The organism is Pseudomonas tremae (assembly GCF_001401155.1).
Lineage (GTDB): Bacteria > Pseudomonadota > Gammaproteobacteria > Pseudomonadales > Pseudomonadaceae > Aquipseudomonas > Aquipseudomonas tremae.
The window spans coordinates 290,782-308,620 of record NZ_LJRO01000458.1 but is presented as its reverse complement, the minus strand read 5'-3'; the positions used below and the strand labels follow the sequence as shown (position 1 = coordinate 308,620).

18 protein-coding genes are annotated in these 17,839 nt (G+C 56.4%); 14 read left to right on the top strand and 4 right to left on the bottom strand.

Annotated features, from left to right (window positions below):
* Window positions 1-4: 4 nt before the first annotated feature.
* Both ALO43_RS25590 and ALO43_RS25585 read right to left on the bottom strand, forming a co-directional pair.
* Window positions 5-2,674, bottom strand: coding sequence for an autotransporter family protein (locus ALO43_RS25590; protein WP_054998336.1), 2,670 nt, complete (start codon window positions 2,672-2,674; stop codon window positions 5-7).
* Window positions 2,675-2,915: 241 nt separating this feature from the next.
* A complete protein-coding gene (locus tag ALO43_RS25585; protein ID WP_054998335.1) occupies window positions 2,916-4,118 on the bottom strand; it encodes an MFS transporter in 1,203 nt (400 codons plus the stop codon).
* Window positions 4,119-4,304: 186 nt separating this feature from the next.
* Here ALO43_RS25585 and ALO43_RS25580 point away from each other — a divergent pair, with 186 nt between their 5' ends.
* A complete protein-coding gene (locus ALO43_RS25580) occupies window positions 4,305-5,438 on the top strand; it encodes a lactonase family protein (RefSeq protein WP_054998334.1) in 1,134 nt (377 codons plus the stop codon).
* A gap of 65 nt (window positions 5,439-5,503) precedes the next feature.
* On the opposite strand, the gene ALO43_RS25575 is transcribed toward ALO43_RS25580, so the two are convergent.
* Both ALO43_RS25575 and ALO43_RS25565 read right to left on the bottom strand, forming a co-directional pair.
* Window positions 5,504-7,093 carry an ABC-F family ATPase gene (locus ALO43_RS25575; protein ID WP_005892888.1) on the bottom strand — a complete coding sequence of 530 codons (1,590 nt, stop codon included), beginning with the start codon at window positions 7,091-7,093 and terminating at the stop codon, window positions 5,504-5,506.
* Window positions 7,094-7,419: 326 nt separating this feature from the next.
* Window positions 7,420-8,262: a hypothetical protein gene (locus ALO43_RS25565; protein ID WP_054998333.1), complete on the bottom strand. Its 843-nt coding sequence runs from the start codon at window positions 8,260-8,262 to the stop codon at window positions 7,420-7,422.
* Between the two features lie 858 nt (window positions 8,263-9,120).
* On the opposite strand from ALO43_RS25565, the gene ALO43_RS25555 reads away from it, so the two are divergent.
* The 13 genes from ALO43_RS25555 (at window position 9,121) to ALO43_RS25495 (ending at window position 17,823) form a co-directional block, all read left to right on the top strand.
* The gene (locus ALO43_RS25555; protein ID WP_005892883.1) at window positions 9,121-9,570 is read left to right on the top strand and encodes a hypothetical protein; all 450 of its coding nucleotides are present in this window, start codon (window positions 9,121-9,123) and stop codon (window positions 9,568-9,570) included.
* A 140-nt stretch (window positions 9,571-9,710) separates the two neighbouring features.
* Window positions 9,711-10,412 carry a DUF3053 domain-containing protein gene (locus tag ALO43_RS25550; protein ID WP_024690039.1) on the top strand — a complete coding sequence of 234 codons (702 nt, stop codon included), beginning with the start codon at window positions 9,711-9,713 and terminating at the stop codon, window positions 10,410-10,412.
* Window positions 10,413-10,496: 84 nt separating this feature from the next.
* A complete protein-coding gene (locus ALO43_RS25545) occupies window positions 10,497-11,045 on the top strand; it encodes a GNAT family N-acetyltransferase (RefSeq protein ID WP_024690040.1) in 549 nt (182 codons plus the stop codon).
* 27 nt (window positions 11,046-11,072) lie between these two features.
* Window positions 11,073-11,696: a glutathione S-transferase family protein gene (locus ALO43_RS25540; RefSeq protein ID WP_024690041.1), complete on the top strand. Its 624-nt coding sequence runs from the start codon at window positions 11,073-11,075 to the stop codon at window positions 11,694-11,696.
* A gap of 70 nt (window positions 11,697-11,766) precedes the next feature.
* Window positions 11,767-12,192 carry a DUF3830 family protein gene (locus ALO43_RS25535; protein WP_024690042.1) on the top strand — a complete coding sequence of 142 codons (426 nt, stop codon included), beginning with the start codon at window positions 11,767-11,769 and terminating at the stop codon, window positions 12,190-12,192.
* Window positions 12,193-12,307: 115 nt separating this feature from the next.
* Window positions 12,308-12,751 (top strand): hemerythrin domain-containing protein, encoded by a 444-nt coding sequence (locus tag ALO43_RS25530; RefSeq protein WP_024690043.1) that lies wholly within the window; start codon window positions 12,308-12,310, stop codon window positions 12,749-12,751.
* Between the two features lie 48 nt (window positions 12,752-12,799).
* Window positions 12,800-13,159, top strand: a complete 360-nt coding sequence (locus tag ALO43_RS31710; RefSeq protein ID WP_042932522.1) for a hypothetical protein — start codon at window positions 12,800-12,802, stop codon at window positions 13,157-13,159.
* 358 nt (window positions 13,160-13,517) lie between these two features.
* Window positions 13,518-14,369, top strand: a complete 852-nt coding sequence (locus ALO43_RS25520) for a transporter substrate-binding domain-containing protein (protein WP_024671511.1) — start codon at window positions 13,518-13,520, stop codon at window positions 14,367-14,369.
* A 64-nt stretch (window positions 14,370-14,433) separates the two neighbouring features.
* Window positions 14,434-15,096 carry an amino acid ABC transporter permease gene (locus ALO43_RS25515; RefSeq protein WP_005892872.1) on the top strand — a complete coding sequence of 221 codons (663 nt, stop codon included), beginning with the start codon at window positions 14,434-14,436 and terminating at the stop codon, window positions 15,094-15,096.
* Window positions 15,097-15,105: 9 nt separating this feature from the next.
* The gene (locus ALO43_RS25510; protein ID WP_005892871.1) at window positions 15,106-15,768 is read left to right on the top strand and encodes an amino acid ABC transporter permease; all 663 of its coding nucleotides are present in this window, start codon (window positions 15,106-15,108) and stop codon (window positions 15,766-15,768) included.
* Complete coding sequence (locus ALO43_RS25505) at window positions 15,765-16,556, top strand: amino acid ABC transporter ATP-binding protein (RefSeq protein ID WP_005892870.1); 792 nt, start codon at window positions 15,765-15,767, stop codon at window positions 16,554-16,556. The genes ALO43_RS25510 and ALO43_RS25505 overlap by 4 nt, the downstream gene beginning before the upstream one ends.
* A gap of 38 nt (window positions 16,557-16,594) precedes the next feature.
* Entirely contained in the window at window positions 16,595-16,981 is a 387-nt protein-coding gene (locus ALO43_RS25500; protein ID WP_054998331.1) for a RidA family protein, read from the top strand.
* Window positions 16,982-17,058: 77 nt separating this feature from the next.
* On the top strand, window positions 17,059-17,823 hold the full coding sequence (locus ALO43_RS25495) for an IclR family transcriptional regulator (protein WP_005892868.1): 765 nt from the start codon (window positions 17,059-17,061) through the stop codon (window positions 17,821-17,823).
* Window positions 17,824-17,839 lie beyond the last annotated feature (16 nt).

Here is a 17,839-nt window from a genome sequence, read left to right as displayed (position 1 = left end):
CGCGCTACCACGCCAGCCTGACCCCCAGGCTGGCGTTTATTCCGTTGAACACCTGATTGTCCAGATCACGGTTGTAATCCGCGCTCCAGTACACGCTGGTTTCATTGGCGATTTTGATGACTATTCCTGCGCCCAGGCTGCCCGTCGTTGATCGGTGGGCTGTCCTGACGCGTTGTGTGTGATCGAATATTACCGTGTCATGCCCCCCTTCATTGCGCCAGACATTGACCCGAAGGTAGGGCTCGATTGGCATGCCTGCCATCGCGTATCGGCCCTTGAATCGTACGCCCAGTCGCCCGGTGTTGTAGGGCTGGCTGTCAAAACCCACCCGTGCAATACCGTCGTGCTGATCATCAAGATCAATGCGCTGATGAATGATCTGCGCCTGCGGTTCGGCGATCCATCGCGATGACAGTGCAAGCGGGTAACCGGCTTCCAGGGACAGGCTCAGCGCATGACCATCAGTGTCGATGCGCAGGCCTCGGTCAGAGCGACTGTAGCCGTCCAGGCGCGTGCTCATCACCAGCGCATCGATGTAACCGTTGGCAAGCGTTGAGAGTGTCCAGTAGGCGCCTACGCTGTCGCCACGCAGTTTTATCCGTCCGGTTTGCCGCTTGTGAAAACCACCGGCAAAGCCCCGCACCTCGCCGCCCAGGCGGTTTTGGGCGACGAACAGACCGACCCGCAGGGTCCGCTGTGCATCGAGCGACCAGGCGTACACGTCATGGCCGATCTGATAGCCCTTGAGCGATGCGTCCAGGCCGGGGCTGACCGTGCCTGACCACTGCTGTTTGAAGTCACTGCCAAACACCCGCGCCCAGCCAGCCGTAGCTGCCCCGGATTGTGTCAACAGGCTTTGATCGCCCTGTCGCTCATGGAAGGTGCCCAGCGAAGTCAGCGCCAGCGTCGCTGCGGCGGGCGGGACAATCGCGTAATTGGCGACTTCCGGTCGGTACAGCGGCACAGGGGCCGCGCCGCGAATCGGCTCCGGCAGCGATGGCGTGCCGATTGCCGCTACGGGAAGAGTTGTTGCCGGAAGTTGTGCAGGTGCGAGTATGGGAGGAGTGGGTGGCGGTTGTGCCGGGGGCACGGCGGGTTCGGTTGGTAGAGGGGAGGCGGGCATTGTCGGGGGTGATGGTTCCGCTATGGGCGCAGGGTCCGGCCCAGGAACAGATTCGCTCGGTGGCAGCGTTTCGGGCAGAGGCGGTGCAATCACTACCGAGCGCAGAAACCAGCTGTTTTCGCTGCCCTCCGTAGCGCCACCCTTGAAAAGGTAATAGTCATACGCACCAACGGACAGCGAGTTTTGTAACGAAAATGCAGTCGCCTCGCTGGTAGCGCCTCGGGTCGCCTGCACCACCTCTATTCCGTTGCCTTGGGTGAGTGCCCCCAGACCATTGATATTGCTGACCAGCATGCTGGTCGTACCGCCGATGGTGCCCTGTGACACCACCAGTTTATCGCTGGGCGAATTTTCGTCTCCCAGCGTCGACTGCAGCAGTAACCGTCCAGCCCGACCAAAGTAGTTGCCGTTGATGGTAAGGGTATCGGTTACCGAGCTGCCGCTGCCGCTGCCGGTCAGGTCAAGCGTCCCGGCGTTGTCGAGGTTCGCACGGGAAGCGGCGTTGAATGCGACAATGCTGCCGGATGTTGAGCGCAGGGTGCTGGTGGCGTCGATATTCAGGATACCGGTCTGGCTAAGGTCATCGCCGAGAGTCAGTGTTCCGACCATGTCCAGTTGTGACCCGTTGAAGAGATTGACTGTTTCCCAGGCGGGATAACGATTCGGGTGGGAAAGCGTTGTGCTGTCAAACGTCAGAACATCGTCGCCAAGGCCACCGTCCAGCAGCGGATTGGAGTTGGTCAGGTATTCGCTGAGGTTGTAAAGCCGCGCTGTGTCGTTGCCATCTGCCATCAACACACTGTTGCGCACGTAGCCATTGCTCAACCACTCGAAACGGTCATTGCCAAAGCTGGTGCGCACCTCGCCGCGAATTTCCCCACCGCTGAGGGATATCCTGTCATCACCACCGCTGACGCTGACCGCGCCACCGATACTCCCGCCCGACACGATAATCGTGTCCTGACCAAAGCCCGCCACAAGGTTGTTAGTGATGCTGCCGCCCGACAATTCGAATACGTTATTGTCGAGCTTCATGTCCACCCGGCCGATACTGCCTCCGGTCATGACAGCCCGGTCGCCATCCTCGAACGCGCGGATAATCGTGCCCCCGGTCATCAGGAAGGTGTCCAGCCCGTCGCCCTGAGCCAGTGAACCCAACGTGCCACCGGTCATGGTGAAAGTGTCGGGAGAGGCGCCCTGGCTTATTTCACCGGTGATCTCGCCACTGTAAAACAGAAATGTATCGCCACCTGCGCCCTGATTGACGCTGCCAAAGACCCGACCTGACGCCATTTCTATGCGGTCTGCCTGCGCCCCGTAATTGATATTGCCATTGACGGTCGCTGTGCCGGCCTGTGGGAACACCAGATTATGCGAAGCTGAATTCACGTCGGTATAAGGGCCACTGGTGCCGCTTTCGCACAGCTGAATCGGATTATTGTCAGTTGGGGCGAGATTGCAGGCCCCTTCAGCAGGGTGTGGTATGACCGCCAGAATAAAAGCGGGCAGAACATTGCGGGTATGGCACAGAGGACGACTGCAGAATCTCATGACGGCTCTCCCGGTCGAGCGGACAGAGAGGCCGTTGAAGAAGGGGAAGCGCCGAACTGCCACACATTTGGCCGTCGCATGAATGCGCGCGACGACGGCTTGGCGAGCCTTTTGTCGAGGCTTGCAGCACCAAGTCAAGAAGCTGTTCATGAGGACGTCAAGAACTTGACCGACCGGTGGCGTTATTTCGGTTTTATCTGCTAACTATCGGAACAAAAAGCAAAAATCTTATTCCATAACATCACCCATGCATATCCCCGTAAGGTTGCCGACTGGCTTTGCGGGACAGCCAGAGGGTCAGGCCGAGTGCGCACAACGAAAGCAGCGAGGCATAGAAAAATATCCAGTCATAACCTTGACCCAGGGCGATAGCGCCCATGAGCGGGCCTGCAATTGCCAGTGCCAGGTCGAAGAACACTGCGTAGGCACTCAGCCCTGCGCCGCGACTGGGCGTTGGTACGTTTTTGATGGCTTCTACGCCCAGTGCCGGATAAACCAGCGACAACCCCACACCGGTCAATCCGGCGCCAGCCAGGGCCATGCCGTTGCTCGATGACAGCCAAAGCATCACTAGTCCGCACGTTTCAATAGCCATGCACAAAATGGCTGCGTTGTAGCCGCCAAGCCGATTGATAGCTCCGATAAACAGCAGGCGCGCAAGGATAAAGCACACGCCGAACATGCTCAGGCAGTAGGCGGCTCCTTCCCAGCCTCGGCTCAGGTAAAACAGCGTGATGAACGTGGTCAGCGTGCCATAGCCGATAGAGGACAACGTCAGACCCAGTCCGAAGGGCGCGATTCTGCCGAATACTGACCAATAGGGCAGCCGCTCGCCAGTTATTATCGGCACTGACGGTTTGTGGCGAATCAGCCACAGTGCCAGACCCGACATGGCTATCAAGGCGACTCCCAGGCTGTTGAAACCCACAGCCTTTATGACCACCACCCCCAACGGCGCACCAATGGCAATGGCGCCATAGGAAGCAATACCGTTCCATGAGATGGACCGGGCAGTGTGCTCCGGGCCGACCTTGCCGATGCACCAACTGATGGTGCCTACCCCGATCAAACCTTGCGACACGCCCAGAAACAGTCGCGCGACGATGAGAATCGACAGGCTGACTGTTGCAAATTCCTGGAGCAGGGTGGCCAGCAGTGTCAGAGCACCGCTGATGCCGATGCCCCACAGCCCGAATACGATCGAACGCTTGCTGCCCAGTGTGTCCGTCGCCCGTCCGGCGAAGGGCCGGCTCAGCAGCGTAGCCACATACTGCGAAGCGATTGTCAGACCGGCAACCAGCGGGCTGAAGCCCAACTGCTCGTGGACATAACCTGGCATTACTGCGATCGGCAGGCCGATGCACAGAAAGGCGATGAAGGTGTAGAAGACGATGGAAACAATCTGCAAAGTGACCGTCATGGAACCGGGTTGCGCGACAGGCATTGGACTCTTCGCTGGCGGCGGTGGGAGTGCTTCATCATGGCTCGCGGAGCCAAAAAATGAAAGCAGGCTAACGTTTTCAGCCAGACCCGGAGGCATCATGATGCAGTTGCTGTTAAACAGAAGTGGTCATAGGATGACTGATCACGCTGTAAACCAAATCACACCAAAACAATAAAAAGGTCCGTCATGAGAAAAACCCTGATGCTGGCTGCAGCAGTCGGTTGTACGTTCGGTTTGCCTGTTCAGGCTTCCACCTTCGCTTACATTTCCAGCCCGGCTGATGGACTGATCTCTCAGTACCGGCTGGACGAGCAAAGCGGGGCACTCAGCCTCGTGGAGCAGACAAAGGCGGGTGACCAGGTCAATCCGATGGCCATCTCGCCTGACGGCAAGGCATTGTTTGCTGCGCTGCGTGCAAAGCCTTATAAGGTGCTGAGCTTCTCCATTGAGCCTGTAACGGGGCATCTGAAAGCGCTGAGTCAGGCACCACTGGCGGAGAGTCTGGCGTACCTTTCGACTGATCGCAGTGGGCGCTTCCTGTTCGGCGCTTCTTATGGCGCTGACCTGCTCAGTGTTCAGCCTATCGATGCGCAGCATCGCCCGAGCGACAGTATTCAGACCTACAAGACCGGCATGCATGCGCATTCGGTACGCACCGACCCGAGCAATCGCTTCGTTTACGCAGGCAATCTCGGGGTCGATCGCGTCCTGCAATATCGGCTTGAGCCCAAGGACGGCAAGCTCGTGCCCATTGGCGAAGGCTTTGTCGCAGTTCCCGAGAATACCGGTCCGCGCCATCTCGCGTTCTCGTCCGACGGCAGATTTCTGTACGTAGTGGGCGAAATGAGCGGCACCGTCACCTCCTTTGCGATAAACCGGAAAACCGGAGCGTTGAAGCAGACCAGCCAGGCAGCAGGCATTCCAAAGCGCTTGAACCTGGCGCCGGGGCAGGCCCGCGATGCACGCAACAATGATCTCAAGGATGACCCTACGCCGCGCATCTGGGCTGCGGACATACGTTTGGCGCCGAATGACAAGTGGCTGTTCACCAGTGAGCGGACCACCAGCAGCGTGTCGGTCTTCAAGGTTGATCCTGCCAGTGGCAAGGTGACGTTTGTTGAAAACTATCCGGTCCAGGAACAACAGCCGCGCAATATCGCTGTGTCCCCCAACGGACGCTGGTTGCTGGTCAGTGGCGAAAAAAGCGATAAGGTCGGCAGTTATGCCATTGCCTCGGACGGAGCCTTGCAGCGGGTCAGCGAAGCACCGTCGGGCAAGGGCGCGCTGTGGATCGAGATGCTTAGCCAGCCAGGCCAGTAGCCTGGCTGAAAATAAAAAGCCCTGTCAGAAGACAGGGCTTTCGGGGTGTCGCAGGCTGTCAGGGCTTAGAACGATACGCCCTGGCTGCGCAGGTAGTCGTCGTAGGTGCCGCTGAAGTCGGTCACGCCGCTTGGGCTGAGCTCGATGATGCGGGTGGCCAGGGAAGACACGAACTCGCGGTCGTGGCTGACGAAAATCAGCGTGCCTGGGTAGTTCTCCAGCGCCAGGTTCAGCGCTTCGATGGATTCCATGTCCAGGTGGTTGGTGGGTTCATCCATGATCAGTACGTTCGGCTTTTGCAGGATCAGCTTGCCGAACAGCATGCGGCCCTGTTCACCACCGGAAATCACCTTCACCGACTTGAGGATCTCGTCGTTGGAGAACAGCATGCGGCCCAGCGTGCCGCGTACCATTTGCTCACCGCCTTGCGTCCACTGGCCCATCCAGTCGAATAGGGTGCAGTCATCTTCAAAGTCGTGGGCGTGGTCCTGAGCGTAGTAGCCGAGTTCTGCTGCATCGGTCCACTTCACAGTGCCAGCATCTGGAGTCAGCTCACTGACCAGGGTGCGCAGCAGGGTCGTCTTGCCGATGCCGTTCGGGCCGATGATCGCAACACGTTCGCCTGCTTCAACCTGGAAGCTGAAATCCTTGAACAGCGTCTTGCCGTCGAAGCCTTTGGCCATGCGATCAACGATGACCGCCTGGCGGTGCAGCTTTTTGGTCTGTTCAAAACGGATGAACGGGCTGACACGGCTCGAAGGCTTGACCTCAGCCAGCTGGATCTTGTCGATTGCCTTGGCACGAGAAGTGGCCTGCTTGGCTTTCGATGCGTTGGCCGAGAAACGGCTGACGAACGATTGCAGTTCGGAGATCTGCGCCTTCTTCTTGGCGTTGTCCGACAGCAGTTGCTCGCGCGACTGGGTGGCCACCGTCATGTATTCATCGTAGTTGCCCGGGAACAGGCGCAACTCGCCGTAATCCAGGTCAGCCATGTGGGTGCACACGCTGTTCAGGAAGTGACGGTCGTGGGAGATGATGATCATCAGGCTGTTACGCTGGGTCAGGATGTTTTCCAGCCAGCGAATGGTGTTGATGTCCAGGTGGTTGGTCGGTTCGTCGAGCAACAGCACTTCCGGGTCTGAGAACAGTGCCTGAGCCAGCAGTACGCGCAGCTTCCAGCCGGGCGATACTTCGCTCATCGGGCCGTTGTGCTGCTCGATGCCGATACCCAGGCCCAGCAGCAATTCACCGGCACGCGACTCGGCGGTGTAACCGTCCATTTCCGCAAACTCGGTTTCCAGCTCGGCGACGGCCATGCCGTCGTCTTCGCTCATTTCCGGCAGCGAGTAAATACGGTCGCGCTCGGCCTTGACCTTCCACAGCTCTTCGTGACCCATGATGACGGTGTCGAGAACAGTGAATTCTTCGTAGGCGAACTGATCCTGGCGCAGCTTGCCCAGACGCACGTTCGGCTCCAGCATCACCTGACCACCCGAAGGCTCAAGGTCGCCACCGAGGATTTTCATGAAGGTGGATTTACCGCAGCCGTTAGCGCCAATCAGGCCGTAACGGTTACCGGCGCCGAACTTGACCGAGACGTTCTCGAACAAGGGTTTGGGGCCGAACTGCATCGTGATGTTAGCTGTGGAGATCAATTACTTTACCTATCAATAACTTGGGCAATAACTGGAGGAGCGCCGGGGTCAGCAGCGCGTACCGCTTGGGGTACTGGCCGTAGCTGTTCAGCTTGCTCCGCCTGAGCATGAGCTGATCCAACGGGCATACGTCGACAGCAACGTCAGCCTGCCATGACTGCGTTGCCGGGATATGAATGTGGGGGTTCATGCCAGACATTGGCGCGCATTGTCGCATAGGTGTGGCGTCAGGTGTATGGCGGTCTGCGCCTGATATCCGGATTCTGCGCAATGTCGATGCCCGCTTGGGCAACGTGTTTCAGCGGCAACGTCGCTGCTGTCTTTAGTTACATCTGTTCGATGTCCATGCCGCTGAGCATGCGCCTGGCTTCATCGATACTCAGTTTCGGGATCATCTCACCGGGCACTCGAGATTGTTCGGACAGGTTGAACACTTGAAAATCGTCGCACACTACATGCTTTGCCATCAGTTCGAGAGATGGCAGAATTCTTGATTCGTAGTGTTGATCCAGACCGCACGGTGAACACTTGTCGCCAGGTCTCTCATAGAAGCGACCAGCAGACTGGTTCAAATCGAAGCCGACCAGAAATACTTTCTCGAAACCAAGGTGACAGGACAGCTGTAGCGCCAGGTACATGACTGTACGGGCGTCGAAGAAACCCAATTCAAGGTTCTTGCTGAAACCGATGCCTCTGCTGCGGCTGCTCCACAGCGACAGCTTTCTGACCAATGCCTCTTCTCGTGAGCACAGAGCTGCCACTGTCGACACCGGCGGTGACTTCTTCAATGCATAGGCACGTCCGGCGGGTTTTGCGATGCCAGTTCTAAGTTGGTCTTCCCACAGGCCGACGTTTTCACTGGCACGCATGGCTGCGGCAAAAAGCTCGGGTTGTTGATTGGGGAAATCTCTATCGGAGCAAACATAGAAAAACGGTTTGATGCAGGTTCCCGAAAACATCGAGAACGCACCGTTCATGGTAATCATGGGAACGTCCGCAAACTCCCTTATCGGGAAGTCTCTGGCCGAACTGCCTGACCCGATGAGGAACACCGGGCCCTTGCGGCTGGCTTTGCATTTGCCGAAATCAAGCACGCGCGCCGGGGGTAGCGCATGATGTTCAACTGCTTTCCGGAGGCGCTCGGTTGCATTGAATAATTGACTGGTCATGACTGCCCTGCAAGCACTAGTGGCAAATTAGTTGGGACATTCTGTGCGCGATATTATTAGCTAGTTGCCACTATTTCAATATCAAAGAATTTCAAAAGAGTACCATACTGGAAACACTTGGCTATAGGCGGTGGCGAATTTTCGAGAGCCTGTTATCTAAATCTGCAACTAATGCAGAGGGTGCGTTGCCCATATCGGTGTACTGATATTGTTTTGATATTATTTGTGTTCAGGTTGATACGTTGAGTATTAACTTGGGCTTAGATGCACTAAAACACTGCAGCTATATTTTGCCTGAGGATTATTTCTCTAATTTTGCACTTGATCAGTGCATCAATGCCTGTCGCGGTGTCAATAGTCGCGGTGTCAATAGTAGTGCGGAGTATCAAGAGAGAGGTTTTCTCAGGTAGCCCGGCATCACCGGGCTGCCTGCTGACGGGGAATAACGCCAACCGTCAAAAAGGGTATTACCTGGATTTTCGCTCCTGCTTTCTCTTCCTGAACCAGTTTCCCAGCGCATGAAATGGGTGGATGAACATCGCAATCGCTCCAAGCAGAAAGACGATGGAGATAAGAATCAGGCCTAGGCCCTCGTGTGCAAACATCGTGATTGACTCCTGTTGTTCACGTTGCTGGTCCAGTAAAGGCTAGCCGCTGAAACGGTTCATCACATGAAGAATTGTTAAGGAACTTTTTTGCGCACCTTTGAAACTGGGCTCAAATGAAGCGACGTAAACGCAGCGCGTGACCTGATGCTCAGCAGCAAAGCCCCTCTAACGTGCTGATCATTAAAAGATTCTTATGAAAATAATATCATCGTGATATCATTTCGTTAAATTCAGGCAACGGAGCTGCGAAATGCGTTTGGCTACATTCATGAAAATCTCGGTCATCCTGGCTGCTGCGGCGGTAACGGGCTGTGCCAGCATCGTCAGCGACTCGAAATACCCGGTATCGATCACGTCCAGCCCCTCCGGGGCTGCCTACGAAATCGTCAATCAAAGCGGTGTGTCGGTTTATTCCGGTGTTACGCCTGATCAGGTCACCTTGCGCGCCGGTGCTGGCTACTTCGATGGCGAATTGTACAAAGTGACTTTCCGCAAGGATGGATACGCCAGCAACATGCAGACGCTGAATTCCGGTATAGACGGCTGGTATTGGGGCAATATCGTGTTCGGTGGCCTTATCGGAATGTTGATCGTCGATCCACTGACGGGCGCCATGTACACACTTCCAGAACGCCTTGATTCGCGTCTGATTGCGACGCCAGTGGCACTTGCTCCCGCTGCTGGCAAGTCGACGCTCTGACCGCATGTGGGAACAGTGTTGTGCCCTATCTTTTCAGTCATCACGGAACTAGATGATGTCACTGCGAGACTATAAGCACGCGTATGTTCAGTTAGCGGTTTGGCTGAACAGGCATTCTTATGATCTCGGAGGTTCATGACATGAAGTCCCTTTTCCGTCCAGGCTTGTTGCTGGCTGTCGCGTTACCCTTGTTGCTGGCTGGTTGTGGCGACAAGGAGCCTGAGCAGCGCACCGCGTTCACTCAGTTCCTGCAAACCCGCATTATCGACAAGCCTGGCCTGCATGTACCCAAGCTGACGGACGACGAGAAAAAAGCCTTCGGCGATTACAGCTCCCACTATGCTGTGATTTCAGATTTCGGAGCCGGCATGGATACTGCGGTGCAGCCACTCAGTGGCTTGATGCAGAAGGGTTCGTTTCGGTCGGTCAGCGATGTCCTTGAGCGTCGTGCAGACCTGGTTGCGGTGCAGACAGGCCTTGATGAAGTCGGTGAAAAACTGACTGTCGAGCAGGGAAAGGCAGATGCTGCACACGCGAAACTGAAGCAGCCTGATGATTTGAAAGTTGTCTACGACAAGGCTTATGACCGCACGGTCAGCGTACCGGCGAACACGTTCCGTGAAGTACTGCCACAGATCAAAGGTACTTTTGCCAGTGGCTTGAAGGTTGCTGATTACGTTCAGGCGCACAAGTCGCAAATCGATATCTCGGGTTCGGCAATTACCGTCAAGGACCCGGTAGTACAGACAGAACTCAACAAATTGCTGCAAGAGCTGAATGAGCAAGGCAAAAACGCTCAGCAAGCTCAGGCTCGTCTGCAGTCGCTCATGACCGGACGCTGAGGCTGGCGGCCTGGCTTGCGTGCCAGGCCTGCCTGTCGGGTATGATCCGGGTTCAAGCCCTCGGCCCCCGGGTCAACTGATGTAATGAACGCCACTCCTTGCCACACCATCACATTGCGTGAGGCCTCTGCCACAGACACGGTCTGCCTCAGCGCGCTCGGCATACAGGTTTTTCTCGACACCTACGCGACGCAGGGCATTCGGGAGTCCATCGCCCGCGAAGCCCTCGACGCGTTCTCTCCTCAGGCCTTTGCGCGCCTGCTTGCCGAGCCTGGAACACTTATTGCGGTGGCAGAGTCAGACGGCCATCTGATCGGCTTTGCTCAGGTCACCTTACGCACTGATCACCCGATGCTGGGCATCTCCACTGCCGCTGAGTTGCAGCGCCTTTATGTGCAAGAGCGTTTCACCGGGCGCGGTGCCGGACGCTTATTGCTCAAGGCTGCCGAGCAGCACGCCGCCGCCCACCATGCTTCACTGCTTTGGGCGACGGTCTGGGTCGGTAACGAGCGTGCGCTGGGGTTTTATCCGCGCCAAGGGTATGCGATGAAAGGATCACCTCATTATGAGTTTCAGGGTGAGGTCCATAAAAATCACTTGTTCGGCAAACATCTGATGCCGTTAGAGCGCTAAGACTGTTGCTCTGCAGAGGGGGCTTCAATGCTACGGATACTCGGGAAGGCATCTTCCATCAATGTACGGAAAGTGCTTTGGGCATGTGAGGAACTGAATATTTCGTTCAGTCGGGAAGAGTGGGGCAGTGGCTTCAAATCGACCGATACTGAGGAGTTTCTTACCCTCAACCCCAACGCCATGGTCCCGGTTATCATCGATGACGGCTTTGTACTGTGGGAGTCCAATAGCATCCTTCGCTATCTGGCTGCCCGTTACAACGGCTGTCATCTTTACCCACTCGAGCCAATTGCCAGAGCGCGTATCGATCAATGGATCGACTGGCAAAGCGCTGACCTGAACCCGGCATGGGGCTATGCATTCATGTCGCTGGTACGCCGTTCGGCCGATCATCAGGACGTCGTTGCTACCGCTGCATCGTGTGCGAATTGGGTCCGGTACATGCAGATACTTGATCAACAGTTGGAAATGACAGGCGCTTATGTGAGTGGAGAAACGTTCACGCTTGCCGATATTCCCGTCGGGCTTTCGGTCAATCGCTGGTTCGAGACACCGCTCGATCATCCGGATCTGCCTGCTGTAAATATGTACTACGAGCGTTTGAGCAGTCGGCCCGGCTATCTCTTGCATGGCCGCAACGGAACTCCGTGACTCTGCGTTACGGCCGCGTTTATTCTTTTGCACCCGTTTCGGGTCCCTACGCTTTAAAGGAGCTCTTTCAGTGACCACTATCAGAATCACCGCTGGCGGATATGAGTTTCTGGCTGAAGCCAACCCGGATGCGCCACAGACGGTCGAGGCGTTTCTGAAGTTGTTGCCTTATCGGCAGAAGTTCATCCATGTGCGCTGGAGCGGTGAAGGCTGTTGGGTGCCGCTGGATGATTATCAGTTGAAGCTGGATGACAAACTGATCGGTTTCGAGAACGCAACCAGCCATCCTTCGGTGGGCGATATTCTTTTCTATCCAGGCGGCTACAGCGAAACCGAGATTATCCTGGCCTATGGTTCTTGCTGTTTTGCCAGCAAGATGGGGCAGTTGGCAGGTAATCATTTTCTGACCATCACTCATGGCAAGGAAAACCTGCGCAAACTGGGCGTCAAGACTCTTTGGGAAGGCGCTCAGGACGTAGTTTTCGAACTGGCCTGAGCATGCTTTTACAGTGCAATGGTAGTTTGCCAGCATTTCTTTGAACTGCTGATCCTGGTCAGGGGTCTAGTCCACAATGCTTCCATGTCCCGGAAGCCGACCCGGAGACCCGACCTTGAATATTTTCGAAGCCCTGCGCGAAAGCCATGACCGTCAACGTGGCTATGCCGATGCGCTGATCCAGACCAGCGGCGACAGTGCCGAGCGCGAGAAAGCCTACAAGCAGCTCAAGGAAGAGCTTCAGGCCCATGAAACTGCTGAAGAGCGTCATTTCTACATTCCGTTGATGGCTCACGACAATGGCGTGGACCTGAGCCGTCATGCCATTTCCGAGCACCATGAAATGGATGAAATGATGGAAGAACTCGACGAGACCGAAATGTCGAGCCCGACCTGGCTGGCAACGGCGAAAAAGCTATCGGAAAAAGTGCATCATCACTTGAAGGAAGAAGAGCAGAAGTTTTTCCAGATGGCGGGAAAGTTACTCGACGAAAAGCAGAAACAGACGCTGGCTGGCGAGTACGTGAAGGAGTACGAAGAACAATTGGCCGAGGGCTGATACTTCGCTGCAATGCTAGAATCGGCTTTTTATCAGCGTGGGCATGACATGAAGTTTCTGTTTTTAGCGAGCTTTACCCTGGTTGCAGCTGCCGCATTGAGCGGGTGCGCAGCGCCTTCTGCTTCGGCACGTTCGGCAGGGCCTGTAAAGGTGCTGTCCAGCGCCAAGCAGGATAGCGCTGTCGCCCAGTGCATTCAGGTGACCTGGCAAAACGAAGCCATGTTCGGTACGTCTTCGGATGTATTCCTGCATGACTTGTCAGGCGGCGGCTTCACCGTATTTACCACCGAATCGACTTATTTCGCAGATGTGCACGCGAAAGGCCCGGCCACCACCGTCGAGTTTTATGCGCCACAAGGCGATTCCCAAGCGGCATTGCGTTCTGCGGCGATTGCTACCTGCCTTTGAGCTGCCCAAGGCTCGCCCGCATGCCTATGCCCTGCATTGGCATGCATCCCACGGCGCACCAAACACACATCTTCAGCATCGCGCGACATCATTCCGGACTGTAGCGCTGCCACCCATTGCAGCGTACCCGCACAGGAATGGGGCCTTACCACTCAATTGTGACAGCCAGTAGCGGGTCGTTAAAAATCCGCTTGCAATCGGCTGCCGTACATTTGTTTTCAGGCTGTTGTTTTATCTCGGTTTATTTGCTCGATGTTTTTGGCTTGCCATTTATGGCACACTTTCTGCTGCTTGTTCCGTTGTTACATACCAGTGTCCGCTATAGCGGAATAAACAGTACCTCGGCGGAGTTTATGTCATGCATCGCGGACCTTCTTTTCTGAAAGCTTGTGCGTTTGTTCTTGCAGCCTCATTCAGCCTGACTAATACCGGGCAGGCGGCCGAGGGAAGTAAACTTGAAGCAGTATTGAAACGCGGCAACCTTGTCGTCGGCACAGGCAGTACCAATGCGCCGTGGCATTTTCAAGGCGCGGACGGGAAGTTGCAGGGCTTTGATATCGATATCGGTCGGATCATCGCCAAAGGCCTGTTCAATGACCCGAGCAAGGTCGAGTTCGTGGTGCAGTCTTCGGACGCCCGGATCCCCAATCTGCTGACTGACAAGGTCGATATCAGTTGCCAGTTCATCACCGTCACCGCCAGCCGTGCGCAGCAGGTGGCATTCACACTGCCGTACTACCGCGAGGGCGTAGCGTTGCTGCTGCCTGCGAACAGCAAGTACAAGGAAATCGATGACCTGAAAGCGGCGGGCGATGGCGTCACCGTTGCCGTACTGCAAAACGTCTATGCCGAAGAACTGGTGCATCAGGCACTGCCCAAGGCCAAGGTCGACCAGTACGACAGCGTCGATCTGATGTACCAGGCGATCAACTCTGGTCGCGCCGATACGGCCGCGACCGACCAGTCTTCGGTCAAGTACCTGATGGTGCAAAACCCAGGTCGCTATCGCTCACCGTCTTTTGCCTGGAGCCCGCAAACCTACGCATGCGCCGTCAAACGTGGCGACCAGGACTGGCTGAACTTCGTCAACACCGCCTTGCATGAAGCCATGACCGGCGTCGAATTCCCGGCTTATGCCGCTTCGTTCAAGCAGTGGTTCGGCGTTGATCTGCCTGTGCCAGCAATCGGCTTTCCGATGGAATACAAATAAGTCCACTTTGACCTTCAAGGGCAGGGCAGGCCATCAGGCCTGCCCCTGTCAGGTACGGGCAAGCATGAATTATCAATTGAATTTTGACGCCGTATGGCGCGACTTTCCCAGCCTGTTGGCGGGTTTGGGGCTGGGCCTGGAATTGGCCCTGATCTCGATCGCCATCGGTTGCGTGATCGGCCTGATGAACGCTTTCGCGCTGTTATCGCGTTATCGGGCACTGCGCATTGTGGCGTCCATCTACGTGACGGTAGTGCGCAATACGCCGATTCTGGTGTTGATCCTGCTGATCTACTTTGCCTTGCCAGGGCTGGGTATACGCCTGGACAAGCTGGCCTCGTTCATTGTCACGCTGTCGCTGTACGCTGGTGCCTACCTGACCGAGGTCTTCCGGGCCGGGCTGCTGAGCATTCACAAAGGCCAGCGTGAAGCGGGTTTGGCGATTGGTTTGGGCGAATGGCAGGTCAGGGCCTACATAACCGTGCCGGTCATGCTGCGCAATGTGTTGCCTGCGCTTTCCAACAACTTCATTTCGTTGTTCAAGGACACGTCGCTGGCGGCCGCCATTGCTGTCCCGGAACTGACCTATTACGCACGCAAGATCAACGTCGAGAGCTACCGGGTGATCGAGACCTGGCTGGTGACCACCGCGCTGTATGTGGTGGCCTGCTACGTGATTGCGATGCTTTTACGTGCGCTCGAACAACGTCTGGCGATTCGCCGCTAGGAGGCCATCATGTACCAACCCCCTGGCTGGTTGCAGGAATTATGGACGGCACGAGAAGTACTCTGGTCGGGCTTTTTGACCAGCATTCAATGCTCGGCGCTGGCGATTGTCGCGGGCACGCTGATCGGCATGCTGGCCGGTCTGGTGCTGACCTATGGCGGTTTTTTCGCACGACTTCCGGTCCGCCTCTACGTGGATCTGATTCGCGGCACGCCGGTATTTGTCCTGGTGCTGGCGGTTTTTTACATGGTACCGGCGCTGGGCTGGCATATCAGCGCCTTTCAGGCCGGAGCAATAGGCTTGACGCTGTTCTGCGGCTCTCATGTTTCAGAGATCGTGCGAGGTGCGCTACAGGCCATTCCTCCCGGCCAGATCGAGGCAGGCAAGGCGATAGGTTTGCGTTTCAGTCAAACGCTTCGCTACGTGCTGCTGCCACAGGCCATGCGCCAGATCCTGCCGACCTGGGTCAACTCGTCGACCGAGATCGTCAAGGCCTCGACCTTGCTTTCGGTCATCGGCGTCGCTGAACTGCTCTTGAGCACGCAGCAAGTGATCGCCCGGACGTTCATGACCCTGGAGTTCTATCTGTTTGCAGGCTTCCTGTTCTTCCTTATCAACTACGCCATCGAGCTTCTCGGGCGACAAATCGAAAAACGGGTGGCCTTGCCATGACATTGACTCAGACTGCAACCCCCGGCCCGGCGCTGCTCAGCATTGAGGGCCTGCATAAATCCTATGGCAATCTAGAGGTGCTCAAGGGCGTCGACCTGCGTATGCAGAAAGGCAATGTCGTGACCCTGATCGGCTCCAGCGGGTCTGGAAAGACCACTTTGCTGCGCTGCGTCAACCTGCTGGAAGAGTTTCAGGGCGGTCATATCCGCCTCGAAGGTCAGGATATCGGCTACAGCCACATAGACGGCAAGCGTGTTCGTCACCCGGAACGTCTGATTGCACAGCACCGTGCCATGACCGGGATGGCGTTTCAGCAATTCAACCTGTTCCCACACCTCAGTGCCTTGCAGAACGTGACCCTTGGCCTGCTCAAGGTCAAGAAGATGCAAAAGGACCAGGCGATTGCACTCGCCGAAAAATGGCTGGATCGCGTCGGGCTACTGGAGCGGCGCAACCACTTTCCCGGCCAGTTGTCCGGCGGCCAGCAGCAGCGTGTAGCCATCGCTCGCGCCATTGCCATGAATCCCAGCCTGATGCTGTTCGATGAAGTGACCTCGGCACTGGACCCTGAACTGGTGGGCGAGGTGCTGAGTGTGATAAAGGACCTGGCCGAGGAGGGCATGACCATGTTGCTGGTCACCCACGAAATGCGTTTTGCCTATGAAGTGTCAGATCAGATCGTCTTCATGAATCAGGGTCGCATCGAGGAGCAGGGGCCACCAAAAGCCTTGTTCGAGCAGCCGAAATCGGCACGCTTGAGCGAATTTCTCAAGAACATCCGCTTTTAACGTTTCATCATGTTCAACGTTCAACCAAGGAAAACCTCATGACTATTACCCGTTATGGCGCTGGCAGCACCGCAGGTGGCGGTCAGCCGCGCCCATTCGCCCGAGCTGTCGAAGCAGATGGCTGGCTGCATGTTTCCGGGCAGGTCCCCGCGCAGGACGGCGAGATCATCGTTGGCGGCATTGTCGAGCAGACGCACCAGACCATGCGCAATCTGATCGCCATTCTCGAAGAGGCCGGTTATGACATCAAGGACGTAGTGCGCGTCGGTGTGTGGCTGGAAGATCCTCGGGATTTCTGGAGTTTCAACAAGGTGTTTGGCGAATACTTCAGCCCTGAACATGCCCCCGCTCGCGCTTGCGTACAAGCCAGCATGATGGTCGACTGCAAAATCGAAATCGACTGTATTGCCTACAAGCGGAAGTAGTAGCAGTCAGCGCAAAGCGGCAGGCGACAGGGCTTTCGGCCTGAGCTTGCCGTGTGAAATTCTCTTAAGGAATCGGCATGACTGAAGACGTGATCAAACGCCGGGCGCGTGGGTTGGACCGGGCGTTCGATATTCTGGATTTCCTCAAGGAAAAGGCCAGGCCTATGCGCCCCAATGAAATAGCCAGCGGCATCGGCAGCCCCAAGTCGACTGTCTATGAGTTGGTGGCGTCGTTGCTGGAGCGGCGGATTCTGGAGTCGGTCGGCAAAGAAGGGCACGTCTATCTCGGTCGTCAGCTGTATTTTCTCGGCCAGGCACACTTGCGCCATTTCGATTTCACACGCGAGGCGGAAGCCTGCTTGGGCGACATCGTCAGTCAGACCCGAGAAACCGCGCAGATGTGCCTGCTCAACGGCCGCAAATACACAGTGGCATTGATGAAGGAGGGCGAAAGGCATTTTCGGATTTCTTCGGACATCGGCGAAAACGCACCGATCCCCTGGACCGCTTCCGGACGTTTATTGCTCAGTCACCTGACCGATCAGCAAATCATCGACCTGATCGATCCCGATGATTTCATTCTGCCGGGCGGTGAGCGTTTGCCGCTGGAAACTTTTTTGCGGGAAATCCGCAAGGCGGGCGAAGAGGGCTTTTTCTCTTTCGACAGCGTGGCCGATACCTTCACCCATTGCTTTGCCGCGCCGGTCAAGGACGAGCGGGGTCAGTGCATTGCAACCCTGTGCATCGTGGCGCCACGTGCTGACGCAAAAACCCATTACGACGACTACCGGCGGGTGCTGATCGACAGTGCCAATGGCCTGGCTCGCCGAATCAACGAATAATTGCAGGAGGTTACCG

Bases quoted from the DNA above. Each gene is read 5' to 3' on its own strand.
- ALO43_RS25590 (WP_054998336.1), bottom strand. From the start codon at position 2,674: ATGAGATTCTGCAGTCGTCCTCTGTGCCATACCCGCAATGTTCTGCCC.
- ALO43_RS25585 (WP_054998335.1), bottom strand. From the start codon at position 4,118: ATGCCTGTCGCGCAACCCGGTTCCATGACGGTCACTTTGCAGATTGTT.
- ALO43_RS25580 (WP_054998334.1), top strand. From the start codon at position 4,305: ATGAGAAAAACCCTGATGCTGGCTGCAGCAGTCGGTTGTACGTTCGGT.
- ALO43_RS25565 (WP_054998333.1), bottom strand. From the start codon at position 8,262: ATGACCAGTCAATTATTCAATGCAACCGAGCGCCTCCGGAAAGCAGTT.
- ALO43_RS25555 (WP_005892883.1), top strand. From the start codon at position 9,121: ATGCGTTTGGCTACATTCATGAAAATCTCGGTCATCCTGGCTGCTGCG.
- ALO43_RS25550 (WP_024690039.1), top strand. From the start codon at position 9,711: ATGAAGTCCCTTTTCCGTCCAGGCTTGTTGCTGGCTGTCGCGTTACCC.
- ALO43_RS25545 (WP_024690040.1), top strand. From the start codon at position 10,497: ATGAACGCCACTCCTTGCCACACCATCACATTGCGTGAGGCCTCTGCC.
- ALO43_RS25540 (WP_024690041.1), top strand. From the start codon at position 11,073: ATGCTACGGATACTCGGGAAGGCATCTTCCATCAATGTACGGAAAGTG.
- ALO43_RS31710 (WP_042932522.1), top strand. From the start codon at position 12,800: ATGAAGTTTCTGTTTTTAGCGAGCTTTACCCTGGTTGCAGCTGCCGCA.
- ALO43_RS25520 (WP_024671511.1), top strand. From the start codon at position 13,518: ATGCATCGCGGACCTTCTTTTCTGAAAGCTTGTGCGTTTGTTCTTGCA.
- ALO43_RS25515 (WP_005892872.1), top strand. From the start codon at position 14,434: ATGAATTATCAATTGAATTTTGACGCCGTATGGCGCGACTTTCCCAGC.
- ALO43_RS25510 (WP_005892871.1), top strand. From the start codon at position 15,106: ATGTACCAACCCCCTGGCTGGTTGCAGGAATTATGGACGGCACGAGAA.
- ALO43_RS25505 (WP_005892870.1), top strand. From the start codon at position 15,765: ATGACATTGACTCAGACTGCAACCCCCGGCCCGGCGCTGCTCAGCATT.
- ALO43_RS25500 (WP_054998331.1), top strand. From the start codon at position 16,595: ATGACTATTACCCGTTATGGCGCTGGCAGCACCGCAGGTGGCGGTCAG.
- ALO43_RS25495 (WP_005892868.1), top strand. From the start codon at position 17,059: ATGACTGAAGACGTGATCAAACGCCGGGCGCGTGGGTTGGACCGGGCG.